Genomic DNA, 16,533 nt, shown 5'->3' with positions numbered 1-16,533 from the left:
CTGGGATCAGGGCGTGATCAGGTATTTCTCGCCCGTCGACTTGCGGACATAGGCCGCCACCGTCTCGGGCTCCAGCACCTGCTCCAGCGGGATGCGGGCGGTATAGTGGCTGGCGAAGGTGGTCGTCATCTCATCCGCGACGCGCTTGCGCATCCGCTGCACGGCGGCCGGGTCCAGCCTTTGCAGCGCGCGGAACAGCAGCCAGCCGCCGATGTTCCAGCTGAAGCCGAAGCCTCGCCGCAGGATCGTCGGCCCCGTGTCAAGCGCGCCATAGATATAGGCCTGCTTGGCCGATGCCGAGCCGTAGCGGTCATAGGCCGCCGCATCGCGCGAGGCGACTGTCTCCATGGCGTTCAGGATGATGCTGGTCGTCTCGCCCCCGCCGATGGCGTCAAAGGCCAGCGTTGCGCCGGTTTCCGCGATGGCCTCGGTCAGGTCGCTGCGGAAGGTGTCGCTGCTGCTGTCCACGACATGGGTCGCGCCCAGTCCGCGCAGCAGCTCCATCTGCCGGGGGCTGCGGACGATGTTGACCAGGCCGATGCCGTCGGCCTTGCAGATCTTGACCAGCATCTGCCCCAGGTTCGAGGCCGCGGGCGCGTGGACGATCGCCTTGTGCCCTTCCGCCCGCATGGTTTCCACGAAACCGAGCGCGGTCAGCGGGTTCACATACAGCGCCGCCCCCTGTTCGGCCGTCGCCCCTTCGGGCAGGACCATGCACTCGGCAGCAGCGATCAGGCGCAGTCGCGCATACATCGCGCCGCCCAGCATCGCCACGCGCTTGCCCATCATGCCCTGCTGGTCGGGCCCGGCGGCAATAACCGTGCCCGCGCCTTCGTTGCCCACGGGCATCGACTGGCCCAGCCGTGGCTTCAGCGAGGCCATTGCCGCATCGGGGATGCGGGCGGTCAGGGCGTCGCCGTCGCGCGCCAGCGTGGACATGTCCGCCGGGCCGAACATCAGGCCCAGGTCGGACGGGTTGATCGGCGCGGCCTCGACCCGCACCAGGACCTGGCCGGGTCCGGGTTCGGGCAGGCTGACCTTTTCGAGGTTGAGCCGCAGCGTCCCGTCGGCTGTCACGGTCGATCTGAGTTCAAGGCTGTCGCGGTCCATGTTCGATCCTTTCCGTTGCGGACCGATCCTTTCGCAGGCGGGGCCGGTGTGCAACCGCATTGCGGCCCGTGGCGCGGAAGGGCGCCTGCCGGACATACCAGCTTGGCAGGGGCGGCATTTGCGGCTAGGACAGCGGCAATCGCATGGACCCGGTGCAAGCCCGGGTGGCTATTCCGGCCGCCGATCCGCCGGACAACGCATCCAAGACGCGTCCGTCGCACCCATATCATCATGACCTTGACACGGCACTATCTGCGCCAGTGGCGGGACAATCCTGTCCGCGAAATCCTGGCCGGGGCGGTGGCGACCTTTGCCCTGATCCCCGAAGTCATTGCCTTTTCCTTCACCGCCGGGATCGACCCGGCGGTCGGGCTTTACGCATCCTTCGTCATCAGCATCGTCATCGCCCTGTTCGGCGGCAGGCCCGCGATGATCTCGGCCGCGGCGGGTTCGATCGCCCTGGTCGTGGCACCCCTGGTGCGCGATCACGGCGTCGAGTACCTGTTCGCGGCGGGACTGCTGGCGGGGGTCTTCCAGATCCTGTTCGGCTTTGCCCGGCTGGCCACGCTGATGCGCTATGTCTCGAACTCGGTGCGCACGGGCTTCGTGAACGCCCTGGCGATCCTGATCTTCGCAGCCCAACTGCCGCATATCCTGAACGCCGGCCTGGCCGGTTACGCCGTGATCGCGGCGGGGCTTGGCGTCATCTACCTGGCGCCGCGCGTGACGACCGCGGTTCCGGCGCCGCTGATCTGCGTGGTGCTGCTGACGGCGGCCTGCGCAGGACTGGGCGTCGACGTGGCCCGGGTTGCGGATCTCGGGGCGCTTCCCGACGGGCTGCCGGTCTTGCATATTCCCGATGTGCCGCTGGGCCTGGACCTGCTGGGCATCATCTTCGTGCCTGCCCTGGCCATCGCCATGGTGGGGCTTCTGGAAAGCCTGATGACGGCGGGGGTGGTCGACGACCAGACCGGCACGCCCTCGGACAAGAATGCCGAGGCGCGGGGCCTGGGCCTTGCCAATGTCGCGGCCAGCCTGTTCGGAGGCATCGCGGGTTGCGGGATGATCGGCCAGACCGTATCCAACGTGAAATATGGCGGGCGTGGCAGGCTTTCCACCATGGCGGCCGGCGGCCTGCTGCTGCTGTTCATGGTCGCGGCGGGCGACCTGATCGCCCAGGTGCCGGTGGCGGCGCTTGTGGCGATCATGATCACCGTGTCGATCGACACGCTGGACTGGGCCTCGCTGAAGCAGCTGCGGACCACGCCCGCGCTGTCGAACCTGGTCATGCTGGCGACGGTTGCGGTGACGATCCTCAGCCACAACCTGTCGCTGGGCGTGCTGGTCGGCGTGCTGATGAGCGGCCTGTTCTTTACCGCCAAGGTGGCCGCGATGCAGCAGGTCCGCCGCGAGGGCGACCGATATGTGGTCGAGGGGCAGATCTTCTTCGCCTCGGCCGAGGCCTTCATCGAGGCCTTCGACCCCATCGACCACGACGGTCCGGTCACCATCGACCTGTCGCGCGCCAGGCTGTGGGACATCACGGCCCTGGCGGCGGTGGACAAGGTGCGCGACCGCTTTCTGCGCCACGACTTGCCGGTCACGATCCACGGGCTGGAACGGCCGGTCTGACAAGGCCATTGCCGCCGCCGGTGCAAGGCCCGGGCATCCTCGGCCCTGACCGGTCAGGCGGCTGCCGCCTCGATTTCTCGGGCGACCTGGTGCTGCAAGGTCCAGATGTAATCGTCGTGGATGCCGTGTTCCGCCAGACCGCGAACGGTGCGCAGAAGATATTCCGCGCCCGATCCGGCGGCACCGGCGGCATGGGCAAGGCGCCGGGCCTGCTGGGGGATCGTCAGCCGCTCGACCGGCGTGCCCACGGGATCGGCATAGAAGGTCAGCGCCTCCTCGATGCCGCGGTCGGTCTCGACGGTGATCCAGCAGGCATTGGCGGCCAGTTCATGGGCAACCAACTCGCGCTTCAGGATGGCGCGCAGGGATTCGGTTTCGGTCCCGGCGGCGATGTCCAGGACCAGCCCCTCGCATTGCCCGCCCGAGGCAAGCGCAAGCATCAGCCCCGGCCGGTCGGGCGAGCCGCGGAAATGCTCAAGCGGGATCGAGAAGCTGCGATGCCAGCCGTTCGCAGTCCCCCGCCTTTGCCCGCCCACTGCAAAGCCGGGGTTCCAGATCAGCGAGCCATAGGCGAAGATCGGGATGGGCCGCGCGCGCCCCGCAGTCAGCCGGGCCGCCAGCAGGTCAAGATCGCCGTCGTCCAGCATCCGCCACCGAGGATCGTAGAGCGGCCCGTCGGCCGCGGGAACCCGCGCCACATGGCAATCGGAAAGGGTAATGGGCCAGGCTTTGGTCATCGGGTTCCTGTGAATGCGGCGTCTTCCCCTGCAAGGTGGGGTCTTCCGGGGCGCGGTCAACCGCCCGCCCTGCGGTGCTAGGTCGCGCGATCATCCTTGGGCGAGCCCATCACGATATAGGACGTGATGGCATTGACATGGGACCGCGTGCCCAGAACTTCGGTGTGAAAACGCTTATAGTCCGCAAGGCCCGCGCATTCCACCCGCAGCAGGTATTCGAAGGCCCCCGCGATATTGTGGCATTCGGCGACCTCGGGCGCGATTGACATTGCCCGCTCGAAGCCTTCCTGCGCGGCCTTGGTGTGCGAGGACAGGCCCACCATCACATAGGCCACGAATCCGCGGCCCATCTTTTCGGGATCGGTGACGACGCGGTAGCCCCTGATGATCCCCGACCGCTCGAGTTCCTGGACACGGCGCAGGCAGGCCGAGGGCGACAGGCCGACGCGCTCGGCCAGTTGCACGTTGCTGATCCGGCCATTGCGCGCCAGTTCATGCAATATCTTTCGGTCCATGCCGGAAACAGCGATCATTTGTTGTCGATTAACTACGAAAGGATCAACTTCTGGCGCATCATTGCGGTGCGGGCAGGATAGATGTCCAGCGAAACATCCTGCATCGGCAAGACCCAAGGCAAGCCACATGACCCTAGCATTGTTTTCCGCCCTTCTGGGGTTTGCATTCGTCACCACCGTCACGCCGGGGCCGAACAACCTGATGCTGATGGCTTCGGGCGCCAATTTCGGCTTCCGCCGCACGCTGCCGCATATGCTGGGCATCGTCGGCGGGGTCTGCCTGATGGCGTTCCTGGTAGGGGCGGGGCTGATGGCGCTTTTCGAAACGGTTCCGGCGCTTGAGATGGCGCTTGGCATCCTGTCTGTCGGCTATCTGCTGTGGCTGGCCTTCAAGATCGCCACCGCCGCGCCGCTTGGCGACAGCGCGGCGGCAGGAAGCCCGATGACCGTCTGGCAGGCGGCGGCGTTCCAGTGGGTCAATCCCAAGGCCTGGGCGATGTGCCTGTCGGCTGTGACGCTTTACGCCCCTGACCGGTCCATCCTGTCGGTCGCGATCGTCACGGGGGCCTTGGCCCTTGTCGCGTTTCCGGCGATCTCGGTCTGGGCCTGGCTGGGCACGGTGATCCGGCAATGGCTGTCCAGCGCCGCCCGATTGCGCGCCTTCAACGTCGGGATGGCGGCGCTGCTGATCGCCTCGCTTTATCCGCTGCTGAACTGGACCTGACCGGCAGGGGCATGTCCAGCGACAACCTGTCCTTGCATCGCAGCCTGATCCGGGGGACCAATATCTGTCAACCGGAGGAGAGTGGAATGCTGACGGGCGGGAAAAACTGGGCTTTTCTGGCGGGCGCCTTGCTGTGCCTTGCGCTTCCGGGGCCGGTTGCGGCACAGGGCTATCCTCATGCAGAGGAGCCCATTGGCACGGTCGAGCAGATCTATGACGGTCACCTGACCCCCGACCTGGCGGTCAGCACCTTCCGCAATATCGACCGCCTGTTCCCTGTCCGCACGATCGAGGCCGGCGACAGCCCCCGCGCCCTGCCCGAGGCGCCGCAGGATCTGCCCGCAATGGTATCCTTCGAAATCGAGGGGCAGGCCTATGACCTTTATGACTTCCTGGCGCTTGACAATGTGACGGGCCTGATCGTGCTGAAGGACGGCGCCGTCGTTTATGAAACCTATCAGCGCGGCAACACGCCACAGACCCGCTGGATGTCGATGTCGGTGGCCAAGTCCATCACCTCGACCCTTGTGGGCGCGGCGATCCGTGACGGCCATATCGGCAGCGTCGACGACATGGTGGTCGATTATGTTCCCGGCCTGAAGGGCAGCGCCTATGACGGGGTCAGCATCCTGGACATCCTGCGCATGGCTTCGGGCGTGGAATGGAACGAGACCTATACCGACCCGCAATCGGACCGCCGCGACCTGCTGCGCGCGCAGATCGCCCAGCAACCGGGCGCCGCGATGAAGGTCATGGCGGCGCTGCCCCGCGCGGCCGAGCCGGGCACGCAGCATACCTATTCCACCGGCGAAACCCAGGTTCTGGCCGAGATCCTGCGTGGCGCGGTGGGCAAGCCCCTTGCCGATTACCTGTCCGAGACGATCTGGCAGCCCTATGGAATGGAAGCCGACGCGACATGGTGGCTGGATTCCCCGGACGGGGTCGAGATCGGCGGCAGCGGCCTGTCCGCGACGCTGCGCGATTTCGCGCGCTTCGGGCAGTTCTTCCTGGAAGGCGGCGTGATCGACGGCACCCCCGTCCTTCCGGACGGCTGGACCGAGGATGCGGGCAAGCCGCAGACGCTGAAGGATGGCAGCGTGATCGAATACGGGCTGATGTGGTGGCCCGGCTGGACCGAGCCGTCCATCGCCGACAAGGCCTTCGCGGCCATCGGCATCCAGGGCCAGAACATCTATATCAACCCGGCGAAGAACATCGTCATCGCCACCCACATGGCGCAGCCCAAGCCGGTCGGCAAGGAACCGATCGACCCCCTGGTGTTCTTCGACGCCGTGGCAAAGGCCCTGGAATAGGTCGGGCGGCGGCCCAACGGGGTCATTGCCTTCCGAAAGCTCGCTCACGGCCGGCCACCCTAACGGGTCGCGACGGTTTCGGTGATCCACTTCAGAAAGGCGCTGCAGGCGGGGTCTGATTTGCGGTCATCGGGAAGCACCACGTAATAGGCCGCGTCGGTCGTCATGGGTGCATCGCGCATCACCTGCAAGCTGCCCTCGCGAAGTTCGCGTTCAATCAGATAGGGCGGAACCAGGGAAACGCCCAAGCCCGCCACCGCCGCCTCGATCAGCAGCGCGAACTGGTCGAAGCGGTGCCCGCGGAAGGCGTCATCGACGCCCTCTCCATTGGCGGTCAGCCAATCGAACCACAGCATCGGCCGCGACTCCATGTGCAGCAGGAAGGGCGTCAGGGGCGCGGACCCCTGGCGTTCCGCAAAGGCGGGAGAGGCGACCGGGACAACCGTCTCGCTGCACAGATAGGTGCAGGTCGCGCCCGGCCAGACCGGCTGGCCATAGTGGATCGCGACGTTCACGCCAGCTTCGCCAAGATCGAACGGCTCGGACCGGCTGATGACCTGGGCCTGCAGGCCCGGGTTCCGTTCCAGGAACCCGGCCAGCCGCGGAACCAGCCAACGGCTGCCAAAGGTGGGCAGGGTCGCGATCGACAGGTGGCCCTGCACGTCGCGCGATCCCGCCGCGCGCAGGGCAAGCGTCTCGACCTGGCGCATCAGGCGCATCGCGTCGGGCAGCAGCCGCGTTCCGGCATTCGACAAGACGACCCGTTGGCGCACGCGCTCGAACAGCGCGACGCCCAGTTGCGCCTCCAAATCCTTGATCTGGCGGCTGACCGCGCTTTGCGTCAGGTTCAATTCCTCGGCCGCGCGGGTGAAGCTGCCGTGGCGGGCGGCGGCTTCGAAAGACTGCAGCGACAGGATGTCGGGGACAAGGCTGCGGCTCAACTTCATTCCGAATCCACATCAACATAGCCAAAATCAGCGCGTTTCGGCCTTGATCCGATACGCTATGGTGATGAACAACGCAAATCTCCCGTTCGCAGGCCCCATGTCATCCCGCATCCCCCGGCTTTCGCCTGACCACATCCGCGCCCGCTTTTCATCGGCCATGTCGGCCATGTATCGCGACGAGGTGCCAGCCTATGGAACGCTGCTGTCGCTTGTGGCCGAGGTGAATGCTGAGGTTCTGGACCGTGACCCGGTCCTGGCTGCCAATCTTGCTGCCACCGACCAGATTGACCGCATCTCCGAGGAACGGCACGGCGCCATCCGCCTTGGCACCGCGCAAGAGCTTGCGACGATCCGCCGCCTGTTCGCAGTGATGGGCATGTATCCGGTCGGCTATTACGACCTCAGCGAGGCGGGCGTTCCCGTCCATTCTACGGCCTTCCGGCCAGTCGGGCAGGCGGCCCTGCGCCGCAACCCGTTCCGGGTCTTCACCTCGCTTCTGCGGCTGGACCTGATCTCGGACCGCGCGCTGCGGAACGAGGCGGCGGCGATCCTGGCCCGGCGCGACATCTTCACCCCCGCCTGCCTGTCGCTGATCGACAGGGCCGAATGCGACGGCGGCCTGTCCGACAGCGAGGCAGAGCAGTTCGTGGCCGAGGCGGTCGAAACCTTCCGCTGGCATTCCGACGCCCTGGTTTTGGCCGACCTCTACAAGCGGCTGCACGGCGCGCACCGGCTGGTCGCGGATGTCGTGTCCTTCAAGGGGCCCCATATCAACCACCTGACGCCGCGGACGCTGGACATCGACGCGGTGCAGGCCCGCATGCCCGCGCTTGGCATCGCACCGAAGGCGGTGATCGAGGGTCCGCCCCGGCGCCACTGCCCGATCCTGCTGCGCCAGACCTCGTTCAAGGCGCTGCAGGAGGCAGTGAGGTTTCCGGGCGATGCGGCTGTCGAGGGGTCGCATACCGCCCGGTTCGGAGAGATCGAGGCCAGGGGAATCGCGCTGACGCCCAAGGGGCGCACGCTTTACGACAGCCTGCTGGACCAGGTTCGCGCCCGCATCGTCCCCGCAGCCGACGGATCGAATGCGTCCGAATACATGCGCATCCTTGGCGATGTCTTCGAAGCCTTCCCCGACGACTGGGACGCGATCCGCAGCCAGGGGCTGGGCTATTTCGAATGGTCCGCGACGGGCAGGCCGGCAGCCGGGGACGACCCGGAAGCCTTGCTGGCCCAAGGCGCGTTGCGCTGCGATCCGATCATCTACGAGGATTTCCTGCCGGTATCGGCCGCCGGCATCTTCCAGTCCAACCTGGGCGACGAGGCGGTCCAGGATTTCGCGGCCAGCCGCAATCAGCGCCAGTTCGAGGACGATCTTGGCGCCCCTGTCCTGGACGAGTTCGCCCATTACGCCGGCATCGAAGCCGCATCCCTGAAAGCCAGCTTGCAGGCGATCGGCCGCGCATGACCCTGCTGGCGAAGATGGAGGCGATCCTTGGCCCGGAGGGTTTGATCCGGCAGGACGCGGACCGCGCGCGCTATGACCAGGGTGCGCGCTATGACCGGGGCGTCAGCCTTGCGGTGCTGCGCCCTGCCGACACACGGCAGGTCGCAGCCTGCGTCGCCGCTGCGGCACGGCATGGTGCGCGGATCGTGCCGCAAGGCGCGAACACGGGGCTTGTGGCAGGATCCACGCCCGATGACAGCGGCACGGATCTGATCCTGTCGCTGGAGCGGCTCAAGGACATCGCGATCGACGGTGACAATGCTTCCGCCCGTGTCGGGGCGGGGGTGCTTTTGTCCGACCTGAACGCGCAGGCCGCGGCCGAGGGTTATGCCCTGCCCATCGATTTGGGCGCCGACCCTTCGGTCGGGGGGATGGTCGCGACCAATACGGGTGGGGCACGGTTCCTGCGCTATGGCGACATGCGTGCCAATGTGCTGGGCCTGAGCGCCGTGCTGCCGGACGGCCGCGTCCTGTCGATGGGCCGTGGGCTGCGCAAGGACAACACCGGCCCCGACTGGAAGCACCTGCTGATCGGCACCAGCGGCGTCTTCGGCATTGTCACCGAGGTCGAACTGCGCCTGTCGCCCCTGCCCGGCGACACGGCGGTCGCCATCCTTGTCCCCGCCGGACCGGACACGATCCTGCCCCTGCTGCGGCAGGCCGAGCGCCGGTTCGGCACGATGCTGACAGCCTTCGAAGGAATGTCCGGCGCGGCCATCCGTGCGGCCCTGGACCATGTTCCGTCGCTTCGCGATCCCTTCGCGCCGGATCCCGTGCCCGATTACGCTATCCTCATGGAGGTCTCCCGGACCGCCGCAATGCCGGGCGATCCGCCCCTTGACGATCTGCTGCAAGGCAGCCTTGGCGCCCTGACCGAGGAGGCCCCCGAGCTTCTTGCCGATGCCCGCTTCGGGCGGCCGGGGCAGGGCTGGGCCTTGCGCCATGCCCTGTCCGAAGGGGTCAGGGCGGCCGGCAAGCTGATCGCCTTCGACCTGTCCTTCCGTCGAGGCGACACCATGCGCTTTTGCGCCCGGATGCGCGAGGAACTGTCCTTGACCCATCCCGAAGCGGTCGTCTGCGACTTCGGCCATATCGGCGACGGGGGCGTCCATTTCAATCTGGTCGTGCCGCCCGGCAGCCCCTGCGCCACCGATCCCGCGGCCGAGGCAGCCTTGCGGGACCGCGTCGTGCGGGTCGCGGTGCGCGATTTCGGTGGCAGCTTCAGCGCCGAACATGCGATCGGTCGGCGCAACCAGGCCTACTATGACGCCTATGCCGATCCGGTGCTGCGCGGGTTGGCAGGCGGGCTTTTGCGGACCCTTGGCGGCGCCGGGATCGGCGCGGCCCGTTTTGACTGAGGAATGACATGACGATCACCGATGACTGCACCCGGATCCTTTCGAAACTGGGCGTTGACGCGGCCCTTTACACGAACGGGACGCTTCACAGCTTTTCCCCCGTCACCGGAGAGCGGGTGGCCGAGCTGCCGCAGCATTCGGCGGCCGAGGTTCAGGCCGCCGTGGCCCGCGCGGCAGACGCCTTCCGCATCTGGCGCGACGTGCCTGCCCCGCGCCGCGGCGAACTGGTCCGCCTGCTGGGCGAGGAACTGCGCGCCGCCAAGGACGATCTGGGGCGCCTTGTCTCGATCGAGGCGGGCAAGTCTCCCTCCGAAGGTGCGGGCGAGGTGCAGGAGATGATCGACATCTGCGACTTTGCCACAGGCCTGTCGCGCCAGCTCTACGGCCTGACCATCGCCACAGAACGTCCAGGCCACCGCATGATGGAAACCTGGCATCCGCTGGGGGTGGTGGGCGTGATATCGGCCTTCAACTTTCCGGTCGCCGTCTGGTCGTGGAACACGGCCCTGGCCCTGGTCTGCGGCAATCCTGTCGTCTGGAAGCCGTCCGAGAAGACGCCCCTGACAGCCTTGGCGTCCCAAGCGATCCTGGACCGCGCCCTGGCCCGGTTCGGCGACGCCCCCGAAGGCCTGAGCCAGGTCGTGATCGGCGGGCGCGAGACCGGAGAGGCGCTTGTTGACGACCCGCGCGTCGCGCTCGTCTCGGCCACCGGGTCCACGCGGATGGGTCGGCAGGTCGGTCCCCGGGTCGCGGCCCGCTTCGGGCGCACGATCCTGGAACTGGGCGGCAACAATGCGGGCATCGTCTGCCCGTCGGCCGATCTGGACATGGCTCTGCGCGCCATCGCCTTTGGCGCGATGGGCACAGCCGGGCAACGCTGCACCACGATGCGGCGTCTGTTCGTCCATGACAGCATCTACGACGCCCTGGTGCCGCGGCTGATCAAGGCCTATGCCTCGGTGTCGGTCGGCAATCCGCTGACGACGCAGGCTTTGGTCGGACCCTTGGTGGACCGGGATGCCTTTGAAGCCATGCAGGCCGCCCTGGAACAAGCGCAAGCAGCCGGCGGAACGGTCCACGGCGGCGAACGGGTCACCGATGCCGGTCCCGGTGCGGCCTTCTATGTCAGGCCCGCCCTGGTGGAAATGCCGTCGCAGACGGGTCCGGTTCTTGAGGAAACCTTCGCCCCGATCCTCTATGTCATGCGCTATGCCGACCTGCCTGCCGCGATTCAGGAACACAATGCCGTCGCGGCGGGCCTGTCGTCGTCGATCTTCACGACCGACCTGCGCGAGGCCGAATTGTTCCTGTCCGCATCCGGGTCCGATTGCGGCATCGCCAATGTCAACATCGGCACATCCGGAGCCGAGATCGGGGGCGCCTTCGGCGGCGAAAAGGAAACGGGCGGCGGGCGCGAAAGCGGATCGGACGCGTGGAAGGCCTATATGCGCCGGGCGACCAACACCATCAACTATTCCCGCGCGCTGCCCCTGGCGCAGGGTGTCGTCTTCGACATCTGAGGGACCGGCATGAACAGCATCTTCCGGCCCGCCAGCCGGATCGAGGATCTCGGCGTGTCCGAGATCCTGGCGATCACCGCACGCGCCGCCGCCCTGAAGCGCGACGGGCGGCCCGTCATCGCCCTTGGGGCGGGCGAGCCCGATTTCGACACGCCCGACCATGTCAAGGAGGCCGCGATCGCCGCGATCCGGCGGGGCGAGACGAAATACACCAACCTCGACGGCTCGCCCCTGCTGAAGCGCGCCATCCGCGACAAGTTCTTGCGAGAGAACGGGCTGGACTTCGGCCCCGACGAGGTGACGGCAGGCGCGGGCGCCAAGCAGATGCTCTACAACGCGATGATGGCCAGCCTTGACCCCGGGGACGAGGTCATCATCCCCACCCCCTGCTGGACCAGCTATTTCGACATCGTGCGGATCGCGGGCGGCGTGCCCGTCGCGATCCCTTGCCCCGGCGAGGGCGGCTTCCGCCTGTCGCCGGCAGCATTGGAGGCCGCGATCACGCCGCGCACAAGATGGCTGCTGCTGAATTCGCCCTCGAATCCGACCGGCGCCGCCTATGCCGAGCGGGATTATCGCGCGCTGCTGGAGGTTCTGGACCGCCACCCGCATGTCTGGCTGATGGTCGACGACATGTACGAACATCTTGTCTATGACGGGTTCCGCTTTGTAACGCCGCTGGCGCTTGACCCGTCGCTGAAGGACCGCTGCCTGACGATCAACGGGGTGTCCAAGGCCTATGCCATGACCGGATGGCGCCTTGGATATGCCGGTGGTCCTGCTGGGCTGATCGCGGGGATGGCGGTGGTGCAAAGCCAGTCGACATCCTGCCCCTGTTCGGTGACGCAGGCAGCGGCCATCGCGGCACTGGACGGGCCGCAGGACTTCCTGGCCGCCCGGCGCGACAGCTTCGCGGCGCGGCGGGACCTTGTGGTCGATGCCCTGAACAGGATCGACGGCATCCAGTGCCGCCGCCCCGAGGGCGCGTTCTATGCCTTTGCAAGTTGCGCAGGCATCCTGGGCCGCACCACGCCAGGTGGCAAGGTGCTGGAAAGCGACCGCGACTTCTGCGCCTGGCTGCTGGACGAGGTGGATGTGGCCGTTGTGCCCGGGTCGGCCTTCGGGCTTTCGCCCTATTTCCGCATATCCTACGCGACATCGGCGGCCGAGTTGACCGAAGCCATGACCCGCATCGGTGACGCCTGCGGCCGCCTGACCTAGGCCTGCCCGTCAGACCGGCAGCGCAGTCTGGTGCTTGATGCGCCTGAGGACGAATTTCGACGAAGAGTTCGCGATGGCGTCATGGTTCAGGATGCCCTGCATCAGCACCTTTTCGTAATCCGCCATGTCGCGGGCGACGATGTGCAGCAGATAGTCCCAGTCCCCGCTGATCGAATAGCAGGCCACGACATCCTCTTGTGCGGCGATGAAGGACTCGAAGGCGGCGCGGTTGGCGCGGTTCTGCGACTTCATGCGGATCTCGCAAAAGATATCGAGGCCGCGCCCCAAGGCCGCCGGATCCACAAGCCGCACGGCCGGGCCCAGCACGCCGGCCTCTTGCATGGCCTTGACCCGGCGCCAGCACGAGGCGGCCGATGACCCGACCCGTTCCGCAAGGTCCTGGTTCGACAGGCCCGCGTCCACCTGAAGCTCCTGCAGGATTCTCCGGTCGATCTGGTCCAGTTGGTATGTCTGGTTCATGTAGTGGATCATCTTGAAACGAACCCATCATCATTAGGCTGATCCTGCCCCGTTTTGAAAGCCCATTTCACCCCTTTCGCGCAATGATGATCCAAACGATACCAAGGGGAAAACATGGCCAGATCGCAAGCCGCCACGGCGTTCCGCAACGCACCCGATGCCGATGTCGACTGGGCCACGGTGCTGCGTCACATGGCGTTGAGCCGCGCCCTGGACGAGATGGAGGAAACCCGCCTCGTTCCCGAAAAGAAGGTGCTCTACCAGTTCTCGGCGCGCGGGCATGACATGGCGCAGATCCTTCTGGGGATGCAGCTGACCGAACGCCATGACGCGGTCTGCGGCTATTACCGGTCGCGGCCGCTGCTGCTGGCGCTTGGCGTGGATCCGGTCGATGCGCTCGGCTCGGCCATGGGGCGCGCGGGGGGCTATTCTGACGGGCGCGACATCGGCGTGGTCTTCAACCACCCCAACCGCGACGGCGCCACGGCCCTGCCGATGTGTGGCGGTGTCGGCGCGCAATACACGCCCACGGCGGGCTGGGCGCAGGCGCTTGAATACCAGGCGAAGGTGCTGGGTTCGGACGCGCATGGCCGTTCGATCGCGGTCGTGCTGGGGGGCGACGGATCGGTCGCGTCCAACGGCTTCTGGTCCGCGCTGACCATCGCCACCACCCAGAAGCTGCCGATGCTGTTCTATGTCGAGGATAACGGCTTCGGCATCTCGGTCGCCTCGACGGTGCAGACGCCGGGCGGCAACATCGCGGCCAACCTGGCGTCGTGGAACGGCCTGCGCATCTTCGCGGGCGACGGCACCGACCCGGTCGAGGCCGCGCAACTGGTGGCCGAGGCCGTGGCCTTCGTGCGCGAGGAACGCGGCCCGGCGATGCTGCGGCTGACCGTGCCGCGGCTTCAGGGCCACAGCTTCCAGGACACGCAGGCCTACAAGCCGGAAACCGTCGTCGCCGCCGAACGCGCCCGCGATCCCTGGTGCAAGCTGCAGGCCCATCTGGTGCCGCGCATCCTGAGCAAGTCGGATTGGGACGGGGCGGTGAAGGACGCAGCCGAGCGGGCCGAAGCCGCGCGCGAGGCGGCCGAGGCGCGGCCGGTGGGCGATCCGGCCACGGTCCTGCGGCACGTGTTCCATGACGGAGAGATGCAGCACCTGGGCGGCCTGATGCCGTTGGGCTGGACCCCGCCGCCTTCGACCGACCAGGCCCGGCCCGAAGGGCAGCGCATCAACATGGTCACCGCGATCCGCCGCGTGCTGGACCAGGAACTGACCCTGAACCCCCGGATGGTGGTGTTCGGCGAGGATGTCGGTCCCAAGGGCGGGGTCCACGCCGTCACGCTGGGCCTTCAGGACAAGCATGGCGCCGACCGGGTCTTCGACACCTCGCTATCGGAAGAAGGCATCATCGGTCGCGCGGTGGGCATGGCTTTGGCCGGGCTGCTGCCCGTGCCGGAAATCCAGTTCCGGAAATACGCCGAACCCGCGACCGAGCAGTTGAACGACTGCGGCTCGATGCGGTGGCGGACCAACAACCGCTTCGCCGCGCCGATGGTGGTGCGGATGCCGGTCGGCTTCTTCAAGTGCGGCGATCCCTGGCACAGCCAGACGAACGAGGTCGCCTTCGTCCACAGTCCTGGCTGGAAGGTCGCCTCGCCGTCCAATGCCGAGGACGCGGTGGGCCTGCTGCGCAGCGCCCTGCGCGGCAACGACCCGGTGATCTTCCTCGAACATCGCGCGATGCTGGATCATTCCTGGGCACGGAGGCCTTGGCCCGGCGACGACTTCGCGCTGCCCTTCGGCAAGGCCCGTCTGGTGGCCGAGGGGACGCAGGCCACGATCGTCACCTGGGGCGGCCTTGTGGATCGCTGCCAGGAAGCCGCGCAGGGCCTGTCGGTCGATGTGATCGACCTGCGCACACTGGTTCCCTGGGACCGCGAGGCCGTGCTGGCCTCGGTCGCCAAGACGCATCGCTGCCTGATCGTCCACGAGGATCTGCAGACGGCGGGCTTTGGCGCGGAGATTGCCGCCGTAGTCGCATCCGAAGGCTTCACCGACCTTGATGCCCCGGTCGAGAGGCTGACGATGCCCGACATCCCCAGCCCGCATAATCCGGTCTATCTGGATTGGGCCGTGCCCTCGGTCGCGGCGATCCGCGCGAAGCTGAACGATCTGGTGGGGTTCTGAAGATGGTTGATGTTCTGGTCCCCCTTGAACAGGAAGGCACCGAGGCCGTTGTGTCATCCTGGCTGCGCCGGATCGGCGATCTGGTGCAGGAAAACGACCCGCTGCTGGAACTGGAGACCGACAAGGTGTCGGTTGAAGTTCCGGCCCCCACATCCGGACGCGTGGCCGAGATCCTGATCGAGGCCGGGCAGAAGGCGGTGCCGGGATCTGTCCTGGCGCGGATCGAGGCTGCCGATGCCGCGCCTGCCCATGACACAGCGGCCCCGGATGCGGCAGAGGATACCCCTGCGGTCCAGCCCGCGCGGCGCGACATGTCGTCCTGGCATTCCCCTGCCGTGCGCAAGGCGCTTGCGGAGACGGGCGTGGATCCTCAGGCCTTGCAGGGCAGCGGCCGCGACGGGCGGCTGACCCGCGCGGACGTGGATGCCGCGGCAGCCCGTTTGCAGGACGAACCGCCCGCCGCCCCTGTTCCTGTTCCTGCCGCCGGACCGCAGCTTGCGGGCCGGTCCGTGGCCCATGACGCAATGCGCCTTGCCATTGCGCGCAACATGCTGAAGTCCGTGACCGAGGCCCCGCAGGTGACAGCCGTCTTCGAGGCCGATTTCAGCGCGATCATGGCCCATCGCAACCGCCACAAGGCGGCCTTCGCGGCGGACGGGATCCCGCTGTCCTACACGGCCTATATCGTCCTGGCGGCCGCCCGCGCGATGCGATCGGTACCCCAGGTCAACAGCCGCCGGCATCCCGACCGGCTAGAGATCTTCGACCAGGTCAATATCGGCATCGGCACCGCGCTTGGCGACAAGGGGCTGGTCGTGCCGGTGATCCGGGACGTCCAGGACCTGTCGCTGCGCGGCGTGGCCGCCCGCCTTCAGGACGTGACGCAGCGGGCGCGCGACAACAGGCTGACGCCCGCCGACATGCGCGACGGCACCTTTACCATCTCGAACCACGGGGTGTCGGGATCGCTGCTGGCGGCGCCGATCATCATCAACCAGCCGCAATCGGCCATCCTGGGCGTGGGCAAGCTGGAAAAGCGGGTGGTGGTGCGCGAGGTGGGCGGCATCGACACCATCCAGATCCGGCCGATGGCCTATGTCTCGCTGACGATCGACCACCGGGTTCTGGACGGGCACCAGACCAATGGCTGGCTGACGGCCTTCGTGGCCGCCCTGGAGGGCTGGCAGGACTGAAAAAGGGCGCCTTCTGGCGCCCTTTTCCCGTGTTTTTCCTGATGCAGGCGTTTGCTTACATCATGCCGCCCATGCCGCCCATG

General features: G+C 67.1%; 14 protein-coding genes and 1 other annotated feature. Of the genes, 9 read left to right on the top strand and 5 right to left on the bottom strand.

Going from position 1 to position 16,533, the window contains the following annotated elements:
* Nucleotides 1-6: 6 nt before the first annotated feature.
* Nucleotides 7-1,110: a zinc-binding dehydrogenase gene (locus IE224_RS13860; protein ID WP_191311155.1), complete on the bottom strand. Its 1,104-nt coding sequence runs from the start codon at nt 1,108-1,110 to the stop codon at nt 7-9.
* 142 nt (nt 1,111-1,252) lie between these two features.
* Nucleotides 1,253-1,308, top strand: a sequence feature (sul1 is cis-regulatory element that is thought to sense ions involved in sulfur or methionine metabolism; They are found in Alphaproteobacteria).
* Between the two features lie 39 nt (nt 1,309-1,347).
* Here IE224_RS13860 and IE224_RS13855 point away from each other — a divergent pair.
* Nucleotides 1,348-2,742: a SulP family inorganic anion transporter gene (locus IE224_RS13855; RefSeq protein ID WP_229849389.1), complete on the top strand. Its 1,395-nt coding sequence runs from the start codon at nt 1,348-1,350 to the stop codon at nt 2,740-2,742.
* A 53-nt stretch (nt 2,743-2,795) separates the two neighbouring features.
* Here IE224_RS13855 and IE224_RS13850 read toward each other — a convergent pair whose 3' ends face one another.
* Together IE224_RS13850 and IE224_RS13845 are read right to left on the bottom strand one after the other, a co-directional pair.
* Nucleotides 2,796-3,479: a gamma-glutamylcyclotransferase gene (locus tag IE224_RS13850; protein ID WP_167624177.1), complete on the bottom strand. Its 684-nt coding sequence runs from the start codon at nt 3,477-3,479 to the stop codon at nt 2,796-2,798.
* Between the two features lie 77 nt (nt 3,480-3,556).
* Complete coding sequence (locus IE224_RS13845) at nt 3,557-3,994, bottom strand: Lrp/AsnC family transcriptional regulator (RefSeq protein ID WP_229849388.1); 438 nt, start codon at nt 3,992-3,994, stop codon at nt 3,557-3,559.
* Between the two features lie 127 nt (nt 3,995-4,121).
* On the opposite strand from IE224_RS13845, the gene IE224_RS13840 reads away from it, so the two are divergent.
* Both IE224_RS13840 and IE224_RS13835 read left to right on the top strand, forming a co-directional pair.
* Nucleotides 4,122-4,718 carry a LysE family translocator gene (locus tag IE224_RS13840; protein WP_191311149.1) on the top strand — a complete coding sequence of 199 codons (597 nt, stop codon included), beginning with the start codon at nt 4,122-4,124 and terminating at the stop codon, nt 4,716-4,718.
* Nucleotides 4,719-4,804: 86 nt separating this feature from the next.
* Nucleotides 4,805-6,031, top strand: a complete 1,227-nt coding sequence (locus tag IE224_RS13835; protein WP_191311147.1) for a serine hydrolase domain-containing protein — start codon at nt 4,805-4,807, stop codon at nt 6,029-6,031.
* Between the two features lie 59 nt (nt 6,032-6,090).
* Here the strand turns inward: IE224_RS13835 and IE224_RS13830 are convergent, their stop codons facing one another.
* Nucleotides 6,091-6,978 carry a LysR family transcriptional regulator gene (locus IE224_RS13830; protein ID WP_191311145.1) on the bottom strand — a complete coding sequence of 296 codons (888 nt, stop codon included), beginning with the start codon at nt 6,976-6,978 and terminating at the stop codon, nt 6,091-6,093.
* Between the two features lie 97 nt (nt 6,979-7,075).
* Between IE224_RS13830 and hglS the strand changes: the two genes are divergently transcribed.
* Genes hglS through IE224_RS13810 form a run of 4 tightly spaced genes read left to right on the top strand, consistent with a single transcriptional unit; the run spans nt 7,076 to nt 12,584 of the window.
* On the top strand, nt 7,076-8,446 hold the full coding sequence (gene hglS / locus IE224_RS13825) for a 2-oxoadipate dioxygenase/decarboxylase HglS (RefSeq protein WP_191311143.1): 1,371 nt from the start codon (nt 7,076-7,078) through the stop codon (nt 8,444-8,446).
* Nucleotides 8,443-9,843, top strand: coding sequence for an FAD-binding oxidoreductase (locus IE224_RS13820; RefSeq protein WP_191311141.1), 1,401 nt, complete (start codon nt 8,443-8,445; stop codon nt 9,841-9,843). Before hglS ends, IE224_RS13820 begins: the two co-directional genes overlap by 4 nt.
* 8 nt (nt 9,844-9,851) lie before the next feature.
* Entirely contained in the window at nt 9,852-11,363 is a 1,512-nt protein-coding gene (amaB, locus tag IE224_RS13815) for an L-piperidine-6-carboxylate dehydrogenase (RefSeq protein WP_191311139.1), read from the top strand.
* Between the two features lie 9 nt (nt 11,364-11,372).
* A complete protein-coding gene (locus IE224_RS13810; RefSeq protein WP_191311137.1) occupies nt 11,373-12,584 on the top strand; it encodes a pyridoxal phosphate-dependent aminotransferase in 1,212 nt (403 codons plus the stop codon).
* Between the two features lie 9 nt (nt 12,585-12,593).
* Here IE224_RS13810 and IE224_RS13805 read toward each other — a convergent pair whose 3' ends face one another.
* Nucleotides 12,594-13,064, bottom strand: coding sequence for an Lrp/AsnC family transcriptional regulator (locus tag IE224_RS13805; RefSeq protein ID WP_191311135.1), 471 nt, complete (start codon nt 13,062-13,064; stop codon nt 12,594-12,596).
* A 114-nt stretch (nt 13,065-13,178) separates the two neighbouring features.
* On the opposite strand from IE224_RS13805, the gene IE224_RS13800 reads away from it, so the two are divergent.
* Entirely contained in the window at nt 13,179-15,257 is a 2,079-nt protein-coding gene (locus tag IE224_RS13800) for an alpha-ketoacid dehydrogenase subunit alpha/beta (protein ID WP_191311133.1), read from the top strand.
* 2 nt (nt 15,258-15,259) lie between these two features.
* The gene (locus tag IE224_RS13795) at nt 15,260-16,450 is read left to right on the top strand and encodes a dihydrolipoamide acetyltransferase family protein (protein ID WP_191311131.1); all 1,191 of its coding nucleotides are present in this window, start codon (nt 15,260-15,262) and stop codon (nt 16,448-16,450) included.
* Nucleotides 16,451-16,533 lie beyond the last annotated feature (83 nt).

It is taken from the genome of Paracoccus aerius (genome assembly GCF_014656455.1).
Taxonomy (GTDB): Bacteria; Pseudomonadota; Alphaproteobacteria; order Rhodobacterales; family Rhodobacteraceae; genus Paracoccus; species Paracoccus aerius.
This window is presented reverse-complemented; position numbering and strand designations above follow the sequence as displayed.

Coding starts and splice junctions, on each gene's coding strand:
- amaB (WP_191311139.1), top strand. CDS start 9,852: ATGACGATCACCGATGACTGCACCCGGATCCTTTCGAAACTGGGCGTT.
- IE224_RS13840 (WP_191311149.1), top strand. CDS start 4,122: ATGACCCTAGCATTGTTTTCCGCCCTTCTGGGGTTTGCATTCGTCACC.
- IE224_RS13810 (WP_191311137.1), top strand. CDS start 11,373: ATGAACAGCATCTTCCGGCCCGCCAGCCGGATCGAGGATCTCGGCGTG.
- IE224_RS13835 (WP_191311147.1), top strand. CDS start 4,805: ATGCTGACGGGCGGGAAAAACTGGGCTTTTCTGGCGGGCGCCTTGCTG.
- IE224_RS13805 (WP_191311135.1), bottom strand. CDS start 13,064: ATGAACCAGACATACCAACTGGACCAGATCGACCGGAGAATCCTGCAG.
- IE224_RS13830 (WP_191311145.1), bottom strand. CDS start 6,978: ATGAAGTTGAGCCGCAGCCTTGTCCCCGACATCCTGTCGCTGCAGTCT.
- IE224_RS13860 (WP_191311155.1), bottom strand. CDS start 1,110: ATGGACCGCGACAGCCTTGAACTCAGATCGACCGTGACAGCCGACGGG.
- IE224_RS13845 (WP_229849388.1), bottom strand. CDS start 3,994: ATGGACCGAAAGATATTGCATGAACTGGCGCGCAATGGCCGGATCAGC.
- IE224_RS13800 (WP_191311133.1), top strand. CDS start 13,179: ATGGCCAGATCGCAAGCCGCCACGGCGTTCCGCAACGCACCCGATGCC.
- IE224_RS13850 (WP_167624177.1), bottom strand. CDS start 3,479: ATGACCAAAGCCTGGCCCATTACCCTTTCCGATTGCCATGTGGCGCGG.
- IE224_RS13795 (WP_191311131.1), top strand. CDS start 15,260: ATGGTTGATGTTCTGGTCCCCCTTGAACAGGAAGGCACCGAGGCCGTT.
- hglS (WP_191311143.1), top strand. CDS start 7,076: ATGTCATCCCGCATCCCCCGGCTTTCGCCTGACCACATCCGCGCCCGC.
- IE224_RS13820 (WP_191311141.1), top strand. CDS start 8,443: ATGACCCTGCTGGCGAAGATGGAGGCGATCCTTGGCCCGGAGGGTTTG.